Annotated in this window: 15 protein-coding genes; 10 read left to right on the top strand and 5 right to left on the bottom strand. The window is 75.5% G+C overall.

The annotated features are described in order from the left end of the window. Positions 1-109 precede the first annotated feature (109 nt). Positions 110-979: an S-methyl-5'-thioadenosine phosphorylase gene (locus AB0O09_RS02620; RefSeq protein WP_363539459.1), complete on the bottom strand. Its 870-nt coding sequence runs from the start codon at positions 977-979 to the stop codon at positions 110-112. 224 nt (positions 980-1203) lie between these two features. Between AB0O09_RS02620 and AB0O09_RS02615 the strand changes: the two genes are divergently transcribed. Together AB0O09_RS02615 and AB0O09_RS02610 are read left to right on the top strand one after the other, a co-directional pair. Beyond that, positions 1204-1935: an alpha/beta fold hydrolase gene (locus tag AB0O09_RS02615; RefSeq protein ID WP_363539457.1), complete on the top strand. Its 732-nt coding sequence runs from the start codon at positions 1204-1206 to the stop codon at positions 1933-1935. Between the two features lie 386 nt (positions 1936-2321). Beyond that, a complete protein-coding gene (locus tag AB0O09_RS02610; protein ID WP_363539455.1) occupies positions 2322-2966 on the top strand; it encodes a hypothetical protein in 645 nt (214 codons plus the stop codon). Between the two features lie 27 nt (positions 2967-2993). Here AB0O09_RS02610 and AB0O09_RS02605 read toward each other — a convergent pair whose 3' ends face one another. Beyond that, entirely contained in the window at positions 2994-4271 is a 1278-nt protein-coding gene (locus AB0O09_RS02605; RefSeq protein WP_363539453.1) for a sigma-70 family RNA polymerase sigma factor, read from the bottom strand. Between the two features lie 9 nt (positions 4272-4280). Then, on the bottom strand, positions 4281-4631 hold the full coding sequence (locus tag AB0O09_RS02600; RefSeq protein WP_363539451.1) for a YciI family protein: 351 nt from the start codon (positions 4629-4631) through the stop codon (positions 4281-4283). A gap of 199 nt (positions 4632-4830) precedes the next feature. Between AB0O09_RS02600 and AB0O09_RS02595 the strand changes: the two genes are divergently transcribed. Then, a complete protein-coding gene (locus AB0O09_RS02595; protein ID WP_363539449.1) occupies positions 4831-6342 on the top strand; it encodes an MFS transporter in 1512 nt (503 codons plus the stop codon). A 54-nt stretch (positions 6343-6396) separates the two neighbouring features. Here the strand turns inward: AB0O09_RS02595 and AB0O09_RS02590 are convergent, their stop codons facing one another. After that, positions 6397-7434, bottom strand: coding sequence for an alpha/beta hydrolase (locus tag AB0O09_RS02590; protein WP_363539447.1), 1038 nt, complete (start codon positions 7432-7434; stop codon positions 6397-6399). 510 nt (positions 7435-7944) lie between these two features. Between AB0O09_RS02590 and AB0O09_RS02585 the strand changes: the two genes are divergently transcribed. The 7 genes from AB0O09_RS02585 to AB0O09_RS02555 all read left to right on the top strand — a co-directional run bounded on the left by AB0O09_RS02585 (position 7945) and on the right by AB0O09_RS02555 (position 16786). Further along, positions 7945-9207, top strand: a complete 1263-nt coding sequence (locus tag AB0O09_RS02585; protein ID WP_363539445.1) for a phenylacetate--CoA ligase family protein — start codon at positions 7945-7947, stop codon at positions 9205-9207. Further along, complete coding sequence (locus tag AB0O09_RS02580) at positions 9204-10508, top strand: MFS transporter (protein WP_363539443.1); 1305 nt, start codon at positions 9204-9206, stop codon at positions 10506-10508. Before AB0O09_RS02585 ends, AB0O09_RS02580 begins: the two co-directional genes overlap by 4 nt. Beyond that, positions 10505-11647: a GNAT family N-acetyltransferase gene (locus AB0O09_RS02575; protein ID WP_363539441.1), complete on the top strand. Its 1143-nt coding sequence runs from the start codon at positions 10505-10507 to the stop codon at positions 11645-11647. The genes AB0O09_RS02580 and AB0O09_RS02575 overlap by 4 nt, the downstream gene beginning before the upstream one ends. After that, on the top strand, positions 11644-12825 hold the full coding sequence (locus AB0O09_RS02570) for an acyl-protein synthase (protein WP_363539439.1): 1182 nt from the start codon (positions 11644-11646) through the stop codon (positions 12823-12825). The genes AB0O09_RS02575 and AB0O09_RS02570 overlap by 4 nt, the downstream gene beginning before the upstream one ends. After that, positions 12822-15347 carry an acyl-CoA reductase gene (locus AB0O09_RS02565; RefSeq protein WP_363539437.1) on the top strand — a complete coding sequence of 842 codons (2526 nt, stop codon included), beginning with the start codon at positions 12822-12824 and terminating at the stop codon, positions 15345-15347. Before AB0O09_RS02570 ends, AB0O09_RS02565 begins: the two co-directional genes overlap by 4 nt. Before the next feature lie 199 nt (positions 15348-15546). Continuing rightward, the gene (locus tag AB0O09_RS02560) at positions 15547-16461 is read left to right on the top strand and encodes an NlpC/P60 family protein (protein WP_363539435.1); all 915 of its coding nucleotides are present in this window, start codon (positions 15547-15549) and stop codon (positions 16459-16461) included. Positions 16462-16480: 19 nt separating this feature from the next. Then, complete coding sequence (locus tag AB0O09_RS02555) at positions 16481-16786, top strand: hypothetical protein (protein WP_363539433.1); 306 nt, start codon at positions 16481-16483, stop codon at positions 16784-16786. Between the two features lie 72 nt (positions 16787-16858). On the opposite strand, the gene AB0O09_RS02550 is transcribed toward AB0O09_RS02555, so the two are convergent. Continuing rightward, a complete protein-coding gene (locus AB0O09_RS02550; RefSeq protein WP_363539431.1) occupies positions 16859-18928 on the bottom strand; it encodes a protein kinase in 2070 nt (689 codons plus the stop codon). Between the last annotated feature and the right edge of the window lie 135 nt (positions 18929-19063).

Raw genomic sequence — 19063 nt, 5'->3', positions numbered from 1 at the left:
CGCACCGGCGAATCGTCCGAGTACGGTCCAGTACGAGGACGATCCGCCGGCACGCCCAGCTGGGCGCCCACCGCCGCACGCTGATCCGACAAGATCCGAAAGAGACGGCCTAGGGAACGCCGGCCAGCCCGGTCTCCAGGCCGTCGAGGGCGTGCGAGCAGACGCAGTCCCGCGCGGTCGGCAGGTCGGCCACCGCCTTGAACAGCACCGTGCGCAGCCGGTCCACGTTGCGGGCGAAGACCTCCAGCACCTCGGCGTGGGTGACGCCCTCGCCGGTCTCCACCCCCGCGTCCAGATCGGTGACCAGCGCCAACGAGGTGTAGCAGAGCCCGAGTTCGCGGGCGAGCACGGCCTCCGGGTGGCCGGTCATGCCGACCACGGACCAGCCGTTGGCGGTGAACCAGCGGGACTCCGCGCGGGTGGAGAACCGCGGCCCCTCGATGACCACCAGGGTGCCGCCGTCGACCGGCTCCCAGGCGTTGGCGCGGGCGGCGGCCAGGGCGGCCTCGCGGCCGTCCGGGCAGTACGGGTCCGCCATCGAGACGTGCACCACCTCCGGCAGCGAGCCGTCCGGCAGCGGCAGTCCGTCGTAGAAGGTCTGGGCCCGGCCGAGGGTCCGGTCGACGAACTGGTCCGGCACCAGCAGCGTGCCCGGGCCGTACTCGGTGCGCAGCCCGCCGACCGCGCACGGGCCGAGCACCTGCCGCACCCCGAGGGAGTGCAGCGCCCACAGGTTGGCCCGGTAGTTGATCCGGTGCGGCGGCAGGGTGTGCCCGCGGCCGTGCCGCGGCAGGAAGGCGACGCTGCGGCCCGCCACCTCGCCGAGGAAGACCGAGTCGCTCGGCGGACCGTACGGGGTCTGCACGGTGACCTCGGTGACGTCGTCGAGCAGCGCGTACAGGCCGGAGCCGCCGATCACGCCGATCTCGGCCCGGACGGGGGCGCCCGTGGCGGGCGGGATCGAGGGGGCGTCAGGCATGGCCTCTCCTTCGGGGGTGACGGTCTCTCGTCGGACGGCTGCCGGCCGAAAGCGCGGCCGGCCGGCGTCCCCAACCCTACGAGCCGCGGGGCCGCCCCGACGGGACGGACGCCGAACGGTCCACGGACGGCGCACCCGCCGGCCCCGGCGGCGGCCGGGCCGTCCTCCCGGCCGCTCCACGGCGCCGCGTACAGTGACAGCCTCGGCTGACAGGAGTGACGGCGATGGACGGACAGGCGGCTTCGGGGGCACCCGGCCACCGGGCGCTGGTGTGGCGCGAGCGGCCCGAGGCACCCGCCGCCGCGGTGCTGGTGCTGCACGGCGGTCAGGAGGCGGGCCTGCACCGGCCCGGCCCGGTCAACCTGCCCGGGCTGCGGATGCGCCCCTTCGCCCGGGCCGTGGAGAAGGCCACCGCCGGCGCGGGGGTGGCGGTCGGCGTCGTCCGCTACCGCTGCCGCGGCTGGAACGGCGAGCGCGCCGACGCCGCCCGGGACACCCTCGCCGCCCTGGAGGAGCTCGCCGAGGAACTCGGCCCGGTACCGACCGTGCTGATCGGCCACTCGATGGGCGGCCGCGCCGCCCTGCGGGCCGGCGGGCACCCCTGCGTGACCGGCGTGGTCGCGCTCGCACCCTGGTGCCCCGAGGACGAGCCGTGCGAGCACCTGACCGGCCGCCGTCTGCTGATGCTGCACGGCGACCTGGACCGGGTCACCGCGCCGGACGCCACCCTGCGCTTCGCCGGCCGGGCCCGCGGCGCCGGTGCCCGGGCGGCCGGCTACCGGGTGGCGGGCAGCGGTCACACCCTGCTGCGCCGGGCCGGCGACTGGCACCGCGCCACCGCCGAACTCACCGCCGGCCTGCTGGGGTTGCGCGACCTCCCGCCGGACGTGGCGGCCGCCCTCGACCTGCCGGCCTCGGCCGACGGCGGACTCCTGCTCGCCCTCGCCCACCGCTGACCGTCCGCCGTCCGGGCCCCGTACGGAAAGCGTTGTGCGGACTCTGGGCGCGGCCCTGCGGCGGCGCTACATTGTGCCGGCCGTCCCCTCGCACACCCCGCGGGAGCACGTCCCCACGGGCACGGGTGCGCCGGGGCGGGTGGGGCACGGGGGCACGTCCACGGGCCGGCGCGGCCGGGCACGGCACGTCCTGATGGCGCGGAACGCCCCGGACGGGGCGGAGGGGCGGCGGCGATGGGTTCTGCGGTCCGGACGGGAGCGGCCGGCGTGCTGGGCGGCAAGACCGCCGCGGCGGTGGCGGCCGGCGCCCTGGTGCTCACCGGCGCGGTCGGCGCCGGCGTGTGGTGGGCGAGGACGGAGCCACAACTGCGGGTGGTAACGCGCAGGTGGCGCTGGAGGCCGGCGGGCAGCGGACGGCGGTGGCGGGCTGCGCCGCGAACGAGACGGCGCTCGGCGGCGGGTACGCCGTCGACGGCGCCGGGTACGCCACCACCAGCGAGTTCGTCGGCAGCAGCGCCTGGCTGGCGGCCGCGTACAACCCGGGCAGCGCGCCAGTCACCCTCACCGTGTACGCGCTGTGCGTGAACGCGCCGGTGGAGTTCGCGCCGCGCGGCGGCTACACCCGGCGGGCGCTGGCCTTCCGGGACCGCGTGGACAAGGTGACCGCCGGTGCCGACGGCCGGATCCACGACCTGACCACGGACGGCCCCTGGGCCGGGCTGGCCGGCTCCGCGCTCGGCACGGACACCTGCGTCCCCGGATTCACCATGACCGGCATGGAGTTCCGGGCCGACCGGGCCGTCACCGGGCACGGCGCGGCCCCGCTGCCGCTGGAGCGGCTCGCCCCGCTCGACGGCTCCGGCACCGGACCGGGCGGCCCGGTCACCCTCGGCACCGGCGGCTCCGGGCGCTTCACCGTCCCGCTGCTCGCCGACGGCGACTACACCCTCGACTTCGCGGCCACCGACCCGGACAGCGGCCTCGTCGCGCACGCCCGGACCACCGTCCGGATCGCCGGGTGCCTGCGCTGACCGCACGGCGACCGGCCCCGGCGGCGCTCAGGCCGGGCCGGGGGCGTCCAGCGCGCGCAGCCGGTCGGCCAGGAAGTCGCGTTCGACGGTGTTCGCGGTGAGCACCAGCGCCTCCCGGTACGCCAGCCGCGCCTCGGCCGTGCGGCCCAGGCGTCGCAGGAAGTCGGCGCGGGCGGCGGCGAGGTAGCCGTAGCCGGCCAGTTGCGGTTCGGCGGCCAGGGCGTCGAGTGCGGCGAGCCCGGCGGCCGGGCCGGCGGCGAAGCCGACCGCGACGGCCCGGTTGAGGGCGACCACCGGCGACGGCCAGATCTGCACCAGCAGGTCGTAGAGCGCGACCACCTCGCGCCAGTCCGTCTCCTGCCAGCTCGGTGCCTCGGCGTGGACGGCCGCGACGGCCGCCATCAGGGCGAAGCGTCCGGGCGGCCGGGGGCGCAGCGCCTCGCGGACGAGGGCGAGGCCCTCGTCGATCTGCGCGCGGTCCCAGCGCCGCCGGTCCTGCTCGGCGAGCAGGAGCATCCGTCCGTCCTCGGCCGAGCGGGCCTCGCGCCGGGCGTCGGTCAGCAGGATCAGGGCGAGCAGCCCGGCGACCCCGGCGTCCTGCGGCAGCAGGGTGCGCAGCATCCGGGCGAGGTCGACGGCGCGCTCCACCAGGTCGCGGCGGACGAGGTCGTCGCCGGCGGGGGCGGTGTGACCGGTGGTGAAGACCAGGTGGACGACGGTGAGCACGGCGTCGATGCGTTCGGGCAGTTCCGCGGCGGGCGGCACCCGGTAGGGGATGTGCGCGGCGGCGATCTTCTTCTTGGCGCGGGTGATGCGGGCGGCCATGGCGCTCTCGCCGACCAGGAAGGCCCGGGCCACCTCGGCGGTGGTCAGGCCGCAGAGCAGCCGCAGGGTGAGGGCGACCTCGGCCTCCTCGGCGAGCGCCGGGTGGCAGCAGGTGAAGATCAGCCGGAGCCGGTCGTCGGGGAACTCCTCCCCCTCCTCGGCCGGCTCCGGCACGACGGGCCCGGCCGCCCCGGGAGCCGCGGCGGGGTCGATCAGGCGCGGCAGCGTCCGGCGCAGTGCGGCGCGGCGGCGCAGCTCGTCCGTGGCCCGGTTGCGGGCGGTGGTGGTGAGCCAGGCGCCGGGGCGCCGCGGGATGCCGCGGTCGCCCCACACCGTGAGCGCCTTGGCGTACGCGTCCTGCACGCACTCCTCGGCCAGGTCGAGGTCGCCGGTGACGCGCGCCGTCGCGGCGAGCACGAAGGCCCACTCGTGCCGGTGCGCGTCGGCGACCGCGGCGGCGACCGCCGGGTCGGTGCCCATCGGGGCCCGTCAGTCGAACACCCGGACGGGCCGGACCTCGACGCCGCCGCCGAAGTGCGCCGGGACCTGCCGGGCCAGGGCGATGGCCTCGTCCAGGTCCGCGGCCTCGGCGAGGTAGTAGCCGCCGAGCGCCTCCTTGGTCTCGGCGAACGGCCCGTCGGTGACGGCGAAGCCGCCGGAGCCGTCCGGGCGGACGGAGGTGGCCGTCTCGGTGAGGTACAGGGCGTTGGCCCCGAGCAGGGCGGCCGCGTTGCGTTCCTGGAACGCGAGGTGGTCCTTGAGCGCCGCCTCCCATTCGTCCGCGGAGGCGGCGGCCACCCGGGCCTCGTCCCGGTAGACCAGGATCAGGTACTGCGCCATGACGCGATCCCTTCTCGATCGGGCCCGCCGGCCGGGCCCTCCCGTCATGTCGACGGTCGACGCCCGACCGGATCGACACCTCCGCGGACAATTCTTCCGTTCCGGGAGATTCTCCGACGTTTTCTGTCGATCCGGCGTCCGGCCGTCCGTCGGTCGAGTGAGACCGATTCCGGCACCCGATCCGCAAGGAGCGCCTCCCATGCCCTCCGCAGTCACCCCGCACGCCCCCGGGTCCGCCGCCCCGGCCGCCGGCCGGCCGCACCGGACGTGGACCCTCGTCCTGGCGTCCCTCGGCCTGTTCATGGTCGCCCTCGACACCCTGGTCGTCACCACCGCGCTGCCGGTGCTGCGGGTCGACCTGGGCGCGAAACTCACCGACCTGGAGTGGACGGTCAACGCCTACAACCTGTCCTTCGCCTGCCTGCTGCTGACCGGGGCGGCGCTCGGCGACCGGTTCGGCCGGCGGCGGATGTTCGCCGTCGGGCTGCTCGGCTTCTCCGCCGCCTCCGCCGCGGCCGCGCTCTCCACCTCGGTGGGCGCCCTGATCGCGGCCCGCGCGGTGCAGGGCGGCTTCGCGGCGATCGTGATGCCGCTGACCCTCACCCTGATCAGCCGGGCCTTCCCGGCCGAGAAGCGCGGGGCCGCGATCGGGCTCTGGGGCGGCATCGCGGGCCTGGCCGTCGCCGCCGGTCCGGTGGTCGGCGGAGCCGTCACCAACGGCCTCGACTGGCAGTGGATCTTCTGGCTCAACGTCCCGATCGGCCTGGCGCTGGCCCCGCTCGCGCTGCGCCGGCTGACCGAGAGCTTCGGCCCGCGGCCCCGCCTCGACCTCCCCGGTCTCGCCCTGGCCGGCACCGGCTTCCTCGGCCTGACCTGGGGGCTCGTCCGGGCCGACACGGCCGGCTGGGGCAGCGCCGAGGTGGTGCTCTCGCTGCTGGCCGGAGCGGTGCTGGTGGCCTGCTTCCTCGCCCGGCAGCGGCGGGCCCGCTACCCGATGCTGCCGCTCGGCCTCTTCCGACTGCGGGGCTTCTCCACCGCGAACGGCGTCAGCTTCTTCATGTACGCCTCGCTGTTCGGAGCACTCTTCCTGATGTCGCAGTTCCTGCAGATCGGGCTGGGCAACTCGCCGCTGACCGCGGGCCTGTGGATCCTGCCGTGGACGGCGACGCCGATGGTGGTCGCACCGCTCGCGGGCGCCCTCTCGGAGCGGTGGGGCAACCGGCCGTTCATGGCGGCCGGGCTCGCCCTGCAGGCCGCCGGGCTCGGCTGGGTCGCCGCGATCGCCGACCCCGGCATGGGGTACGCGCAGCTGAGCATCGCGCTCACGGTGGCCGGCGTCGGCACCTCGATGTGCTTCCCGACCGTGGCCAACGCGGTGATGGGCGCCGTCCCGCCGCAGGAGGCGGGCGTCGCCTCCGGGGCGAACAGTGCGATCCGCGAACTCGGCGGCGTGTTCGGCGTGGCCGTGCTCGCGGCGGTGTTCACCGGCCCCGGCGTCTACGGCACGCCCGACGCCTTCGTCGACGCCTTCAAGCCGGCGCTGTGGGTGGGTGCGGCGCTGGCCGCCCTCGGCATCGTCTCGGCGCTGCTCGCACCCCGCAGGACGACGCCGCCGCCGGAGGCGGGACCGTCCGCGGAGGCGGGGCCGGCGGCTGCCGCCCGTCCGGTGCGGGCCGGCCGGACCGCGGTCGCGGCGCGCTCCGACGGGTGACCGGCCGATCGGCGGGACGCGGCCCGGAGCACGGCTCCGGGCCGCGTCCGGCCGTCACGCTGCGCTGCCGTTGCCGGGGCCCGGGACACCGAGGATCCGGCGGAGCCAGCGGCGGCGCGCCTCGCGGGCGTCGCGGCTGAGGGCGGCCTGCGGGGCGAGCGCGTCGAAGCCGTGGCAGGCGCCGGACCACACGTGCAGTTCGGCCTCGCCGCCGGCCCGCCAGATCGCGTCGGCGTAGGCCACCGCTTCGTCGCGGAAGGTCTCGGCGGAGCCGACCTCCAGGTAGGCCGGCGGCAGCGCGGACAGGTCGGTGGCGCGGGCCGGGGCCGCGTGCGGCGGGAGGTCTACGGCGCCGTACCGGTCGCCCAGCAGGGCACGCCAGGCGGTGGCGTTGGAGGTCGCGTCCCAGGTGTCGACGCCGGCCATCTGGTGGCTGGAGAAGGTGCTGCCGCGGTCGTCGAGCATCGGGCTCAGCAGCAACTGGCCGATCGGCGTCGGGCCGCCGCGGTCGCGGAGCAGCAGGGCGAGTGCCGCGGCGAGGCCGCCGCCGGCGCTCTTGCCGCCGAGGACGATCCGGTCCGCCTCCAGGCCGAGCGCGGCCGCGCGGCCGGCCGTGTGGACGAGCCCGGCGAAGCAGTCCTCCAGCGGTCCCGGGTAGCGGGTCCCCGGCGCGAGTCGGTACTCGGCGGAGACGACGGCTAGGTGCAGCGGCAGGGCGAGTTCGCGCAGCAGCCGCGGCAGGACGGACCGGGCGTTGCCCATCACCATGCCGCCGCCGTGCAGGTAGTACAGCAGCGGCAGCGGTCCGGGCACGCCGGCGGGCCGGGCGAGGACGAGCCGTACCTCGGGGCCGCCGTGCAGGCCGGGCGCGGTCAGCTCCGCCACCTCGAACCGGCCGTCCGCCCGCAGCTCAGGGAGGGTCGGCCGGGGCCTCGCCCCGGCGTCCCGGCGCTGGACGGCGGCGAGGTTCTCCGGGGTGACCCGCTCGCGTGCGGCCGCTCCCGAGGCGGCCAGCGCGGCCCGCAGTTCCGGGTCGAGGGGCGGCGCGGGCGGGGCCTGCCCGTGCTGCCGCGGCGGTCCGCCGATGCCCATCCCAGCCCCCTCCTCGACGTGCCGTCCGGGACAGCCTGCCAGCCGGAGCGAGCCCGTGGTGCGTTTTCGGATCCGCCGCCCCGGCGGCGCTCCCGCCGGTCGGCGGATGCCGTCCCCGCCGAACGGCGGGTGGCAATTCCGGCATCCTTAGCGGAATCCGGCGAGCGCACCTGAAATGTTTCCTATTCAACCGGAAATTGCCCTCCTGAGACGTATCTCACCACGCCGTTGCGACGTGCCCGAATCACCCCTGACCGGAGCTCAGATCACCGCCCGAACCACCCTCCTGGGGGCCTTACGGCTGGAATCCAAAGGCCGGTGAAGGTGCTAGCCTCAGTTTCATCGAGCGAGAAGCCAAACGCTCCTTACTTCACGTCAGCTCTCTGACGATCCGCACCCGCCCGACCTCTGCGGAGTGCCGACCGCAATCCGTCGCACCCGATCGTCCGGGGCGGGATCGCACCACCCCCGCGACCCGTTCCGCCCGCGCATGCCCCAGAGCAGGAATCGATGCCCGTTCACCCACCAGCGGAACTCATTCGCTTCGTCCGCCGCAATTCACCCTTCTACGCGGAGCTGTACGCCGGCCTGCCCGACCGGACGGAGCGGCTGACCGATCTGCCGGTCGTCCCGCAGGCCGAGTTCTGGCGGGCGAACACGCCCCGCGACAACCGGCTGCTGACCGGCCCCCTCACCGAGGCCGTGGTCTTCAAGAGCGGCGGCACCACCGGCGCCCCGAAGTTCTCCTTCTACAGCCGGGAGGAGTGGCGGGAGTTCACCACCTCCTTCGGCAGCGGGCTGGTCGACGCGGGCCTGCGCCCCGGCCACCGCGTCGCCGACCTCTTCTACGCCGGTGACCTGTACGCCAGTCACACCTTCGTCCTCGACTCACTGCAGCACTCCCCGGTCGCCAACGTCCGGCTGCCGATCGGCGGGGCGGCGCCGCTCGCCTCCACCGTCCGCACCCTGGAGCAGTTCGCCGCCCAGGTGGTCGCCGGCACCCCGACGACGCTGTGCGCACTCGCCGACCACCTCCTCGCCGACGGCCGCGAACTGCCGGACGTGGAACTGCTGCTGTTCGGCGGCGAGGGCCTCTTCCAGGACCAGCAACCGCTGCTCGGCAAGGCGTTCCCCAACGCCCGGGTGTCGTCGGTCGGTTACGCCGCCGTCGACGCCGGCCTGCTCGGCCGCCCCGTCCCGGGCGAGGACACCCGGGTGCACCGGGTGTTCGCCCCGGAGACCGTGGTCGAGATCCTGGACGAGGACACCGGCGTGCCGATCACCGAAGCGGGCGTGCCCGGCCGGGTCGTGGTGACCGACCTGCGGCGGCGGCTGATGCCCGTGCTGCGCTACCCCGTCGGGGACCGCGCCGCGTGGACGGACGCCTGCGCCGGCCGGTTCCGCATCCTCGGCCGCGCCCAGGAGGGCGTCCGGGTCGGCCCGGTGTCGCTGTACACCGAGGACGTGCTCGACCTCGTCCGGGCCGCCGACACCGCGGGCCTGGTGACCGGGGTGCAACTGGTCGTCCGCCGCCGGGACGGCCGGGACGGCCTGGTGCTGCGCCTCGCCGGGACCGGCGGCCCCGACGGCCTCGCCGCGACGGCCGCCGCCGTCGAACGGGCGGTGCACACCGCCCGGCCGCTCTACCCGGAGGCGGTCGCCGCCGGTCACGTCCACCCGCTCTCCGTCGACTGGGTGCGCCACCACGAACTCGCCGTCAACTCCCGGACGGGCAAGCTGATCCGCGTCCTCGACGAACGGCCGCACTCATGACCGCCACCGGAACGACCGGGCACACCGACCCGGCCCGGCTCACCGGGAGGGCCGCGCGCCGTCCGCCGCTCGTCCTGCGCAACCGGCGCTTCGGCGCCGTCTGGGCCGCCCAGGTGCTCACCCAGGCCGCCGGACGGATGTTCCAGGTCGGCGCGGTCTGGTGGCTGGTGGGCTACGCCGCCGGGCCCGACCGCGGCCTCGCCTCCGGCGCCTTCCTCGCCGTCAGCACCCTGCCCGCCGTCGCCCTGGTGCCACTGGTCGCCGCGATCGTCGCCCGCTGCCCGCACCGCACGGTACTCGGCACCGCGGCCGCCGTCGCCGGGCTGGCCGCCCTCGCCACCGCCGGCTGGACGTACGCCGCGACCCCGCCGACCGCCCTCGCCTACGGCACCGCGCTGCTGCTGGCCGGCTGCCAGGCCGTCTTCGACCCCTGCCTGACCACCGCCGTCCCCGACCTGGTCGACGACGCCGACCTGGAGACCGCGACCGGCTTCGAACTCGCCACCCAGTCCCTCGCCGGACTCGCCGGCGGCCTGCTCGGACCGCTGGTGGTCGACGCCGCGGGCCTGCCCGGCGTGGTCGCCGGCTGCGCCGGGGCCTACCTGCTCGCCGCCGCGCTGATCGGCGCGACCCGGTTCCCCGCCGCCCCGGCCGCGGACGCCGGCGCCCGCGCCGAACGGCGGCCGCTGCGCCGGATCCTGGCCGACCTGCCCTTCGTCCGGCGGGTGCTGCTCTGCTTCACCGCGGCCAACCTGTTCACCACGGCCGTCTTCGTGGTGATGCCGCTGTACACCCGCGGAGTGCTGCACTCCGACGGCACGACCGTCGCCGCGCTGGAGGCCGCCCTCGGCCTCGGCACCCTGGCGGGCTCGGCCACCGGCGGCCGCCTCCCCGGTGCGCCCACCGCGATCGGTGCGGGCTGCCTCGGCCTGATGGCCGCCGCCCTCGCCCTGCCCGGGCTGGCCGCCGGCCGGGCCACCGCACTCGCCGCGATGGCCGTCGCCGGCTGGTGCGTCGGCGTGATCGGCGTGCGGTTCGTGGCGCTGTTCCAGCGGACCGTGCCGGCCGAGGACCGGGCCGGCTTCTTCGCGGTGATGCAGGCCCTGCTCGGGGCCGTCCTGCCGGTGTCCTCGCTGCTCTTCGGCGCGCTCGGCGACCACCTGTCGCCGCGGACGCTCTGCCTCGTCCAGGCCCTCGGCGTGCTGCCGGTCGCCGCCGCGCTGTGGTGGACGGGCCACCGGGAACCGTCGGCGGACGCCCGTCCGATCGCGGACGCCGACCCGATCGGGGGCGCGGCGTGACCTCGACGATCGCCCCCGCGGCACCCCAGGACGTCGCCCAGCTGCGGCAGCTCTACTTCGACGTCTACGGCCACGGCTACCCGGTCGCGCTCGGCAGTGACCCCGAGGAGATGCGCCGGCTGATCGCCGACCCGCACACCCACTGGCTGACGGCCCGCCAGGACGGCGGGCGGCTCACCGGATCGGTGGCGGTGCAGACCGACCCGGGCAGCCGGATCGGCAAGCTGGTGGGCCTGGCCGTCCACCCCGAGCAACGCGGCGGCGGACTGGCCGGCCGGCTGACCGCCGCGGTCTGCGCGGACGCCTTCGCGAGCGGCGCGCTGGACTCCGTGTACGCGACCGTCCGGGTGGTCACCCCGGGCCCGCAGCAGGTCTTCGTCCGCCACGGCTTCCGGGCCCTCGGCCTGCTGCCGAACGCGGTCGAGGTGGCCGGCTGCGAGAGCCTCGCCCTGTTCGCCCGGCACGCCGACGGCGTGCTGGCCCGGCGGGAGACCGTCGATACCGTCCCGGGCGCCCTGCTGCCGCTGCTGGAGGCGGCCCGGCGCAGCACCGGCCTCGACCACGGCCGCCCGCGCGCGGCCGTGGCCCCGGCCCGCCCGGCCGGGCGGAGTGCACCGGCGACCGCACCGATGGAGCTGATCACCGCGCCCGGCTTCGTCCGCCGCCGGTTCCTGGAGCTCTTCCCCGACCCGGGCGCGCGGTTCTTCCCGCTGCACCTGCCGAACGCCGTGCTCACCCCGCCGGACGGCGCCTTCGAGGCGTACGCCGACCTGGACCCGGTCGCGGCGAGCTGCTCGCTGGTCGCCGTGCACCCGTCCCCGGCGGCCGTCGCAGGCGCACTGGAGCCGCTGATGGCGGCCGTCACCCGCGCGGGCGCCGACTACGTCGAGACGCTGCTGCCGCTGGCCGACACCGCCGCGCTCGACGCCTTCCTCGCCGCCGGATTCATCCCGAGCGCCGTCTACCCGGCGATGCGCCGGATCGGCGACCGGTTCCACGACTACGTCGTGCTGTCCCGGACCAGCCGCCAGATCGACTTCCGGGCCACGGCCGCCGGCCCGCGGCTGCGGCCGTACCTGGAGTCGTACCTGACCGCCTGGACCTCGACCTACCTGACCCTTCCCGAGGTTGCCCCGTGACCGTCCCCGCCCCGAACCCGCATCTCGCACCGGTCGAGGTCCCCGACCCCGCCGCGCTCACGCACCTGCAGCAGCTGTGCGACCTGGCCGACCCGTACACCGCCGGACCGGACGCCGACGCGCTGTTCGCCGCCGCCATGGCCGAGACCAACGCCTGGCACGCGCGGCGTTCGCCGTTCCTCCGCTCGCTGCTGGCCGGGCCCGCCGAGACCCCGGCCCCGACCGTCGGCGCGGACGTCCGCACCCCGCTGGTGCACGCCAACTTCTTCAAGCGGCACGAGGTGCTGTCGATCCCGCGGGAGGAGGTGTTCCTGCACCTCACCTCCTCCGGCACCACCGGCCAGAAGTCGCAGATGTTCTTCGACACCTGGACGATCCGCTCCGCCCAGCGCATGGTCGCCCGGATCTTCGACCACTACGGCTGGATCACCCCCGAACAACCCGTCAACTACCTGCTGTACAGCTACGAACCGGCACCGCGGCTGAAGCTCGGCACCTCCTTCACCGACAACTACCTGTGCGACTTCGCGCCCGCGCACCGCACCGCGCACGCCCTGCGGCACACCGGCAGCGGCCACGAGTTCGACGTCCACGGCTGCATCGAGGCCCTGCAGCGGTACGCCGAGGAGGGGCTGCCCGTGCGGATCCTCGGCTTCCCCGCCTTCCTGCACTTCACCCTGGAGCGGATGCGCGCCCTCGGCCTGCCGCCGCTGCAGCTGCCGGCCGGCTCCCTCGTCCTGCTCGGCGGCGGCTGGAAGGGCCACACCGACCGGCAGATCGGCAAGGACGCGTTCTACGCCGCCGTCACCGAGCGGTTGGGGATCCCCTCCGACCGGATCCGGGACACCTTCGGCTCCGTCGAGCACTGCGTGCCGTACATCGAGTGCGGGCACCACCGGCTGCACGCCCCGGTCTGGTCGCGGGTGGCCGTCCGCGACACCCGCACCCTGGAGCCGCTGCCGTACGGCGAGCCCGGCTTCCTGCACCTGGTCTCCCCGTACATCACCTCGGTGCCCGCGCAGAGCGTCGTCATGGGCGACCTGGCCTCGCTGCACCCGGGCGGCGCGTGCCCCTGCCCGCTGGCCACCCCGTGGTTCACCGTCCACGGCCGTGCCGGGATCAGCCGCAACCGCACCTGCGCGGCCGCCGCCGCCGAACTCCTGAAGGGAATGTCGTGACCACCGCACCCCACTACTGGCAGGGCGCCCTCGTCGACGACGAGGAGGCCGCCCGGCGGCTCGCCGACCTGCCCGCGCTGGCCGCTGAGGTGCTCGCCGAACCGCTGCCCACCGAGACGGTGCTGAACGCCTGCGCCCGCCTCGCCGACACCCTCCGCTCCGCGGGCGACCCCGTCCGGTCCCGTCTGCTCGCCGAACTCGCCGTCGACGGCCTCGACGCCGAGGAGGCGGCCGCCCTCCTCGACGAGATCGCCGCGGCGGTCGACCGGCCCGCGCTGGAACGCAAGCTCCGCCGCGAACTCGGCGCACTGCGCCCCGAACGCCTCGTCCGGCCCGACGCCCGGGAGACCGTCTTCGAGGCCTGGGCACCCGTCGGCCTGCTGGTCCACATCGCCCCCGGCAACGCCGCCGCGGTCGCCCCGCTCAGCGTGGTCGAGGGCCTGCTCACCGGCAACCTCAACGTGCTGAAGACCAGCAGCGGCGACACCCTGCTCGCGCAGCACCTGCTCGCCGCACTGGCCGACGCCGACCCGACCGGGGCGATCGCCCGGCGCACCGTCGCCCTCCGCTTCCCCTCCGGCCGCACCGACTGGCTGCGCCTGCTCTGCGAGCCCGCCGACGCGGTGGCCGTCTGGGGCGGCGAGGAGGCCGTCCGCTCGGTCGCCGAACTCGTGCCGCCCGGCTGCCGGCTGGTCGAGTGGGGCCACCGGATCTCGTTCGCCTACCTGACCCGCGACGCCTGGTCGGACACCGCCACCCTGGACGCGCTCGCCGCCGACGTCTGCCGCCTCGAACAGCAGGCCTGCTCCAGCCCCCAGGTGGTCTACCTCGACACCGAGGACGAGACCGAGGTCTTCGCCTTCGCCGACCGCTTCGCCACGCATCTCGCCGCCGCCTCGGCCGCGTCGCCCCGCCCGGTCCTCGACCCGGCCGAGCACGCCGAGATCACCACCGCCGAACTGCTCGCCCGGCTGGAGGAACACCTCGGCCTCACCCGGGTCCTCGCCGCCGAGGACGGCTCCTGGCGCGTCCTCGCCGACACCCGCCCGGCCCTCGCCGCCTCCCCGCTGAACCGCTCGATCTGGGTCAAGCCGCTGCCCCGCGCCTCCGTCATGGCCGTGCTGCGGCCGATGCGCCGCTACCTGCAGACCGCCGCGATCGGCGCCGACCGCGCCGACACCGCCCGGCTCGCGCAGGCCGTGCTCGCCGCCGGCGTCCTGCGGGTCACCCCGGTCGGCGCCATGCTCGACAGCTACCACGGCGAACCCCACGACGGCGTCTACGCGCTCCAGCGCTACAGCCGCCGGGTCGCCGTCCGCACCGGCGCCGCCTTCGCCACCACCGCCTGCCTCGACGACCTCGCCGGGCCCCGGGCCCTCCCCGCCGCGCCGGACGGGCCGCTGCTCGACAAGCCGGGTGTCCAGGAGCAACTGCGCACCCTCGCACCCGAACACGCCCACCTGTACTTCCGCAGCGGCGGCAGCAGCGGCGCGCCGGCCCTGTCCGTCTTCACCAATGCCGACTACGACACCCAGATGCGGGCCGGCGCCAACGGCCTGCTCGCGGCCGGCTTCGACCCGGCCCGGGACCGCGCCGCCAACCTCTTCTACTGCGGCGGCATGTACGGCAGCTTCATCAGCTTCTTCTCCATCCTGGAACGGCTGAACGCCACCCAGCTGCCGATCGCGGCCGGACCCGACCACGCCGCCACCGCCGAGGCGCTCGTCACCCACCAGGCGGACACCGTGTTCGGCATGCCCTCCTACCTCTGGCAGCTCTTCCACGACCAGGGCGCGGTGCTGCGCGCCTACGGCGGGATCCGCAAGGTGTTCTACGGCGGCGAGCACTTCACCGCCGAACAGCGCCGGGTGCTCACCGAGGAGTTCGGCGTCGAGTCGATCCGCTCGGCGGCGTACGGCAGCACCGACCTCGGACCGCTCGGCTACCAGTGCACCCACGCCGAGGGCTCCGTCCACCACGTCCTCACCGAGCTGCACACCCTGGAGATCCTCGACCCGGAGACCGACCGGCCCGTCCCCGCCGGACAGCCCGGCCGCCTCGTCTTCACCACCCGCGCCCGGGCCGGCCAGCGCCTGGAGCGGTACCAGATCGGCGACCTCGGCCGCAGCGTCGACGGCCCCTGCCCGTGCGGCAGCCACACCCCCCGGATCGAACTCCTCGGCCGGTACGGCGACGTCGTCCGGGTGGGCACCTACTTCCTCAACGTCCGCCGCCTCATGGCGGTGGCGGAGGAACACCTCGGCTACCGCGGCGAACTCCAGCTGCTCGTGGACGCCGACCCCGTCCGCGAGCACCTCACCGTCCGCCTCGACGAACGCTACGCCCCCGCCCCGGAGGCCGCCCTCGACGTCTTCCTGGCCACCGTCCCCGAACTGGCCTCGGCCACCGCCGAGTCGCTCCTCACCTGCACCGTCGAGACCGTCCCCACCAGCGCCTTCGACCGCACTCCGACCAGCGGCAAGCTCCGCACCGTCGTCGACCGGAGGCCGGCCACCGCCTGACGTCCACGACACCCGACGCCCGGCGCGGCCCCCGGCCCCGCCGGGCGTCGGCGCGGCCACCTCGGTGCCGCGTGCGCGCGGCTTGCAGAAATTGTTTTCACCCGGGCCTGTCGGATGCGGACCGCGCGGTGCTTGAATGTCCGCCACCAACCCCCCTTCCGTTGCCGCCACTTGTGGCACACGCCCCCGAGGATGCCCTGTGACTACGCGCGTCGACCCGTTACCCCGGCGGTCCCTTCCGACCCTGCGCCTCGCCGCACTGCTGGCCGTACTCGCCTCCCTCGCCGTCTTCTTCGTCGGCGCGCAGGCCGCCCACGCGGCACCCGCCTGCGGAGTCCTCTCCTCCGGTGCCGCGCCACAGGCCGACTCAGCCGTGAACGCGGCCTGCAGCCTGATCGGCACGCCGTACTCGTGGGGCGGCGGCCACGGCGGGCAGCCGGGCCCCTCGTACGGGATCTGCGACGCGTCGAACAGCGCCCCGAACGACTGCCACGTGAAGGGCCTGGACTGCTCCGGCATGGTCCGCTACGCCTACTACCTGGCCGTGGGCACGGACGTCATCAACGGCGTGACCACCACCCAGTGGACCACCTCGCGCGCGGTGGCGAGATTCCTCCGGAGCGACGGGACGGGCCCGCTGCTCCCGGGCGACCTGGTGTTCTTCGGGGGCACCCCGTCCACCATCCACCACGTGGCGATGTACCTGGGCCGGGGATACATCGCCGAGGCACCGTACTCGGGCGGCCACGTGCAGGTGGCCGCGCTGTCCTCGCACGGCGACTACTACGGCGCCGTCCGCCTCTACGGCCCGGGCGGTTCCACCCCGCCGCCGTCCGGCACCACCAGGTACTGGGTCGACACCTTCGCCAACGCCCCCGTCTACGCCTCCCCCACCGCCACCACAAGCACCGGCACCCTCAACCAGGGCACCAACTACGTGTTCTGCAAAGCCTGGGGACGCGAGATCCGCAACGGCAGCAGCTACAACCACTGGTGGCTCAAGACCGACCCCGACACCGGCCCCGCCGGCCAATGGGTCTCCGCCTACTACCTGTCCAAGTGGGGCAACGACCAGGCCAAGGACAACAACGGCACCGTCATCCCCGACTGCTGAGCCTGCGGGGCCCGGCCCGGTGGACGACCCCGTCCCGGGCCGGGCCCCGCGGCCGAGCGGCACCGCCGGCCGACCCCACCCGACGTCGGCTCTCCCGATCGGTGGACCGGAACCGTCTCCGCGGCCGCTGACCGGCACGCGCTACTGCGACTCCGTCGCCGACCTGGTCTCCGTCGGCACCGACCGCCTGATCCTCAAGACCCGCCCGATGAGCATCCTCACCGGCTGCGCAGCCGACCCGCACGAGCAGGTCTACACGCGCAACGCCGACGGCAGCCTCCACCTCAGCGTCGGCGCCTACTCCGGTGACCTCGCGAGGAGGTGACCGCCGTGCACGAGCGTCGGCCCGCCGTCCGCGGGGCCGACCCGTGGCTCACCGGCCGGCGGGGGACTCCGGTCACGGCGTGCCGGAGGAGACCCAGATGCTGATGGTGCTGCCGGGGTCGATCCGGCTGAAGCTGCCCGGCTCCTGGCGGACGACCTCGCCGCTCGGCCAGATCTTGTCCGGCACGCTCTGCTCCTGCAGCTTGAAGTGGCCGATGTCGGCGCAGGTGCGGGCGTCGGCCGCAGTCATGTGTTCCAGTGCCGGTGCTTCGGGCCGGTCGCCGGTCGCGCTGTCGCAGCCGGTGAGGGCGCCGACGGCCCTGGGGTCGCCGCCGGTGGAGATCCAGACCTTGACGGTGCTGCCGACGGTGGTGTCCTCCGATCCGGGTTCCTGGCGTGCCACCTGCCCGGCCGGGGTGAGGCGGTCCTGGACCTTGCCGGCCTCCTCCAGCTTGAGGTGGGCGATGTCCGCACAGGTGCGGGCGGCGTTCAGGGTCCTGCCCTTGAGCCAGGGGGTGGGGACCTTGCCGTGCTGCTCCTCGGCCTCGCAGTTGGCGAGGTCCCCCGTCGCCCGGGGGTCGCCGCCCGTCGACACCCAGACGGTGACGGTGCTGCCCCGCTTCACCGACTGGGAGGTCCCCGGTTCCTGCCGGGTGACGGTGTCCTTGTTGTACTTGCTGCCGGTGGTGGTCTTCTGGTCGATCTTCAGCCCGGCGATCTCCGCGCAGGTCCGCGCCTCGGCGGGCGACATGCCGGAGAACGAGGGCGGGCTGAAGCCGTCGCCCCCGAAGGCCGGCGGATCGCACGAGGAGTACGGGCCGGTCGCCCGCGGGTCCGGGGTGTGGGTGGCGGTCCGGTACCCGAAGGGGTCACCGAACGCGGTCACGGCCCAGACGACCGCGACGACGGGCACCAGGGCCAGACCGACGATCCTGGCGTTGCGCACGCGCCTCAGCTGCGCCTGCCGCCGGATCGCGACGTACCGCACGCCCTCGGCGAGGGCGTCGGCCGTAGCGGCGCCGTCGGCACCGGTGAACGCCGCGAACGGCCAGGACGGGTCGGTACCCGCGCCGGCACCCGCGCCCCCGCCCCCGGTGTCCCGGGCGTCGGCGTGCTCGGCCCCGGCGGGCCGGGCCTTGTCGTCCTCGACCCCGATGCGCTCGGCCCCGATGCGCTCGGCCCCGATGCGCTCCGCGCTGACGTGCTCGGCCGTCACCGTGGGAGCGGAGTGCAGCGGACGGGTCGGTGCCCCGTCCGCGGCGGCCCGGCGGACGTCCTCGGCCATGGCGCGGGCGCTCTGGTAGCGCCCCGCGGGGTCCTTCGCGAGGGCGCGGGCCACCACCGCGTCGACGGCCGGCGGCAGCGACGGGTTGATCGAGGACGGCACCGGCGGCGGCTGCTGGACGTGCTGGTAGAGCACGCTCATCGCCGACTCCCCGTCGAACGGCAGGGTGCCGGTGACCAGTTCGAAGAGCATGCAGCCGACCGAGTAGAGGTCGGAGCGGGCGTCCGCCGGCCTGCCCTGCGCCTGCTCGGGCGAGAGGTACTGGGGTGTGCCGAGGACGGTGCCCGTACGGGTCATCGCGGTGGCGTCCGACTGCAGCGCCCGGGCGATGCCGAAGTCCATCACCTTGACGGGGCCGTCGTCCGTCGTCATGACGTTGGCCGGTTTGATGTCCCGGTGGACGAGCCCCTGGCGGTGGCTGCACTCCAGGGCGTCCAGCACGGCCGAGGTCACGGCCAGCGCACGGTCCAGCGGGACGGTGCCGCCGGCACGGCCCGCGGCCGCCTCGCGGACGAGCTCGCGCACCGACCGGCCCCGGACGTACTCCATCACCATGTACGGCACCACGCCGTCGGGCCCGGTGTCCTCGCCGCTGTCGTGCACGGCCACGATGTTGACGTGGTTGAGCGCCGCGACCGCCCGGGCCTCGCGGCGGAACCGCTCTCGGAAGGCCGGGTCGCGGGCCAGGTCCGGGTGGAGCGTCTTCACGGCGACGGTCCGTCCCAGCACCCGGTCGCGGGCCCGGTGCACGGACGCCATGCCGCCCTCCCCGAGCGGTGCCTGCATCTCGTAGCGGCCCTGCCCGGCCGAGCGGATCGGCCCCGCCGTGCGCAGGCCCTCGGTCTCCTCGGCGTCCATCGCCCCCGTCTTCCCCCGTCGCCCTCTCGGCGCGGGGCCGCCACCGGGTGAACGTCGACTCCGGTGGCACCCCGTCGGCCGGGCGTGATCGCTGCCCGTGCGCACCGGCCCTGACCGACCGTCACCGGTGCGGCC

The organism is Kitasatospora sp. NPDC093679, from assembly GCF_040683455.1.
Taxonomy (GTDB): Bacteria; Actinomycetota; Actinomycetes; order Streptomycetales; family Streptomycetaceae; genus Kitasatospora; species Kitasatospora arboriphila.
This window is presented reverse-complemented; position numbering and strand designations above follow the sequence as displayed.

Bases quoted from the DNA above. Each gene is read 5' to 3' on its own strand.
- AB0O09_RS02615 (WP_363539457.1), top strand. From the start codon at position 1,204: ATGGACGGACAGGCGGCTTCGGGGGCACCCGGCCACCGGGCGCTGGTG.
- AB0O09_RS02585 (WP_363539445.1), top strand. From the start codon at position 7,945: ATGCCCGTTCACCCACCAGCGGAACTCATTCGCTTCGTCCGCCGCAAT.
- AB0O09_RS02550 (WP_363539431.1), bottom strand. From the start codon at position 18,928: ATGGACGCCGAGGAGACCGAGGGCCTGCGCACGGCGGGGCCGATCCGC.
- AB0O09_RS02580 (WP_363539443.1), top strand. From the start codon at position 9,204: ATGACCGCCACCGGAACGACCGGGCACACCGACCCGGCCCGGCTCACC.
- AB0O09_RS02620 (WP_363539459.1), bottom strand. From the start codon at position 979: ATGCCTGACGCCCCCTCGATCCCGCCCGCCACGGGCGCCCCCGTCCGG.
- AB0O09_RS02590 (WP_363539447.1), bottom strand. From the start codon at position 7,434: ATGGGCATCGGCGGACCGCCGCGGCAGCACGGGCAGGCCCCGCCCGCG.
- AB0O09_RS02595 (WP_363539449.1), top strand. From the start codon at position 4,831: ATGCCCTCCGCAGTCACCCCGCACGCCCCCGGGTCCGCCGCCCCGGCC.
- AB0O09_RS02600 (WP_363539451.1), bottom strand. From the start codon at position 4,631: ATGGCGCAGTACCTGATCCTGGTCTACCGGGACGAGGCCCGGGTGGCC.
- AB0O09_RS02605 (WP_363539453.1), bottom strand. From the start codon at position 4,271: ATGGGCACCGACCCGGCGGTCGCCGCCGCGGTCGCCGACGCGCACCGG.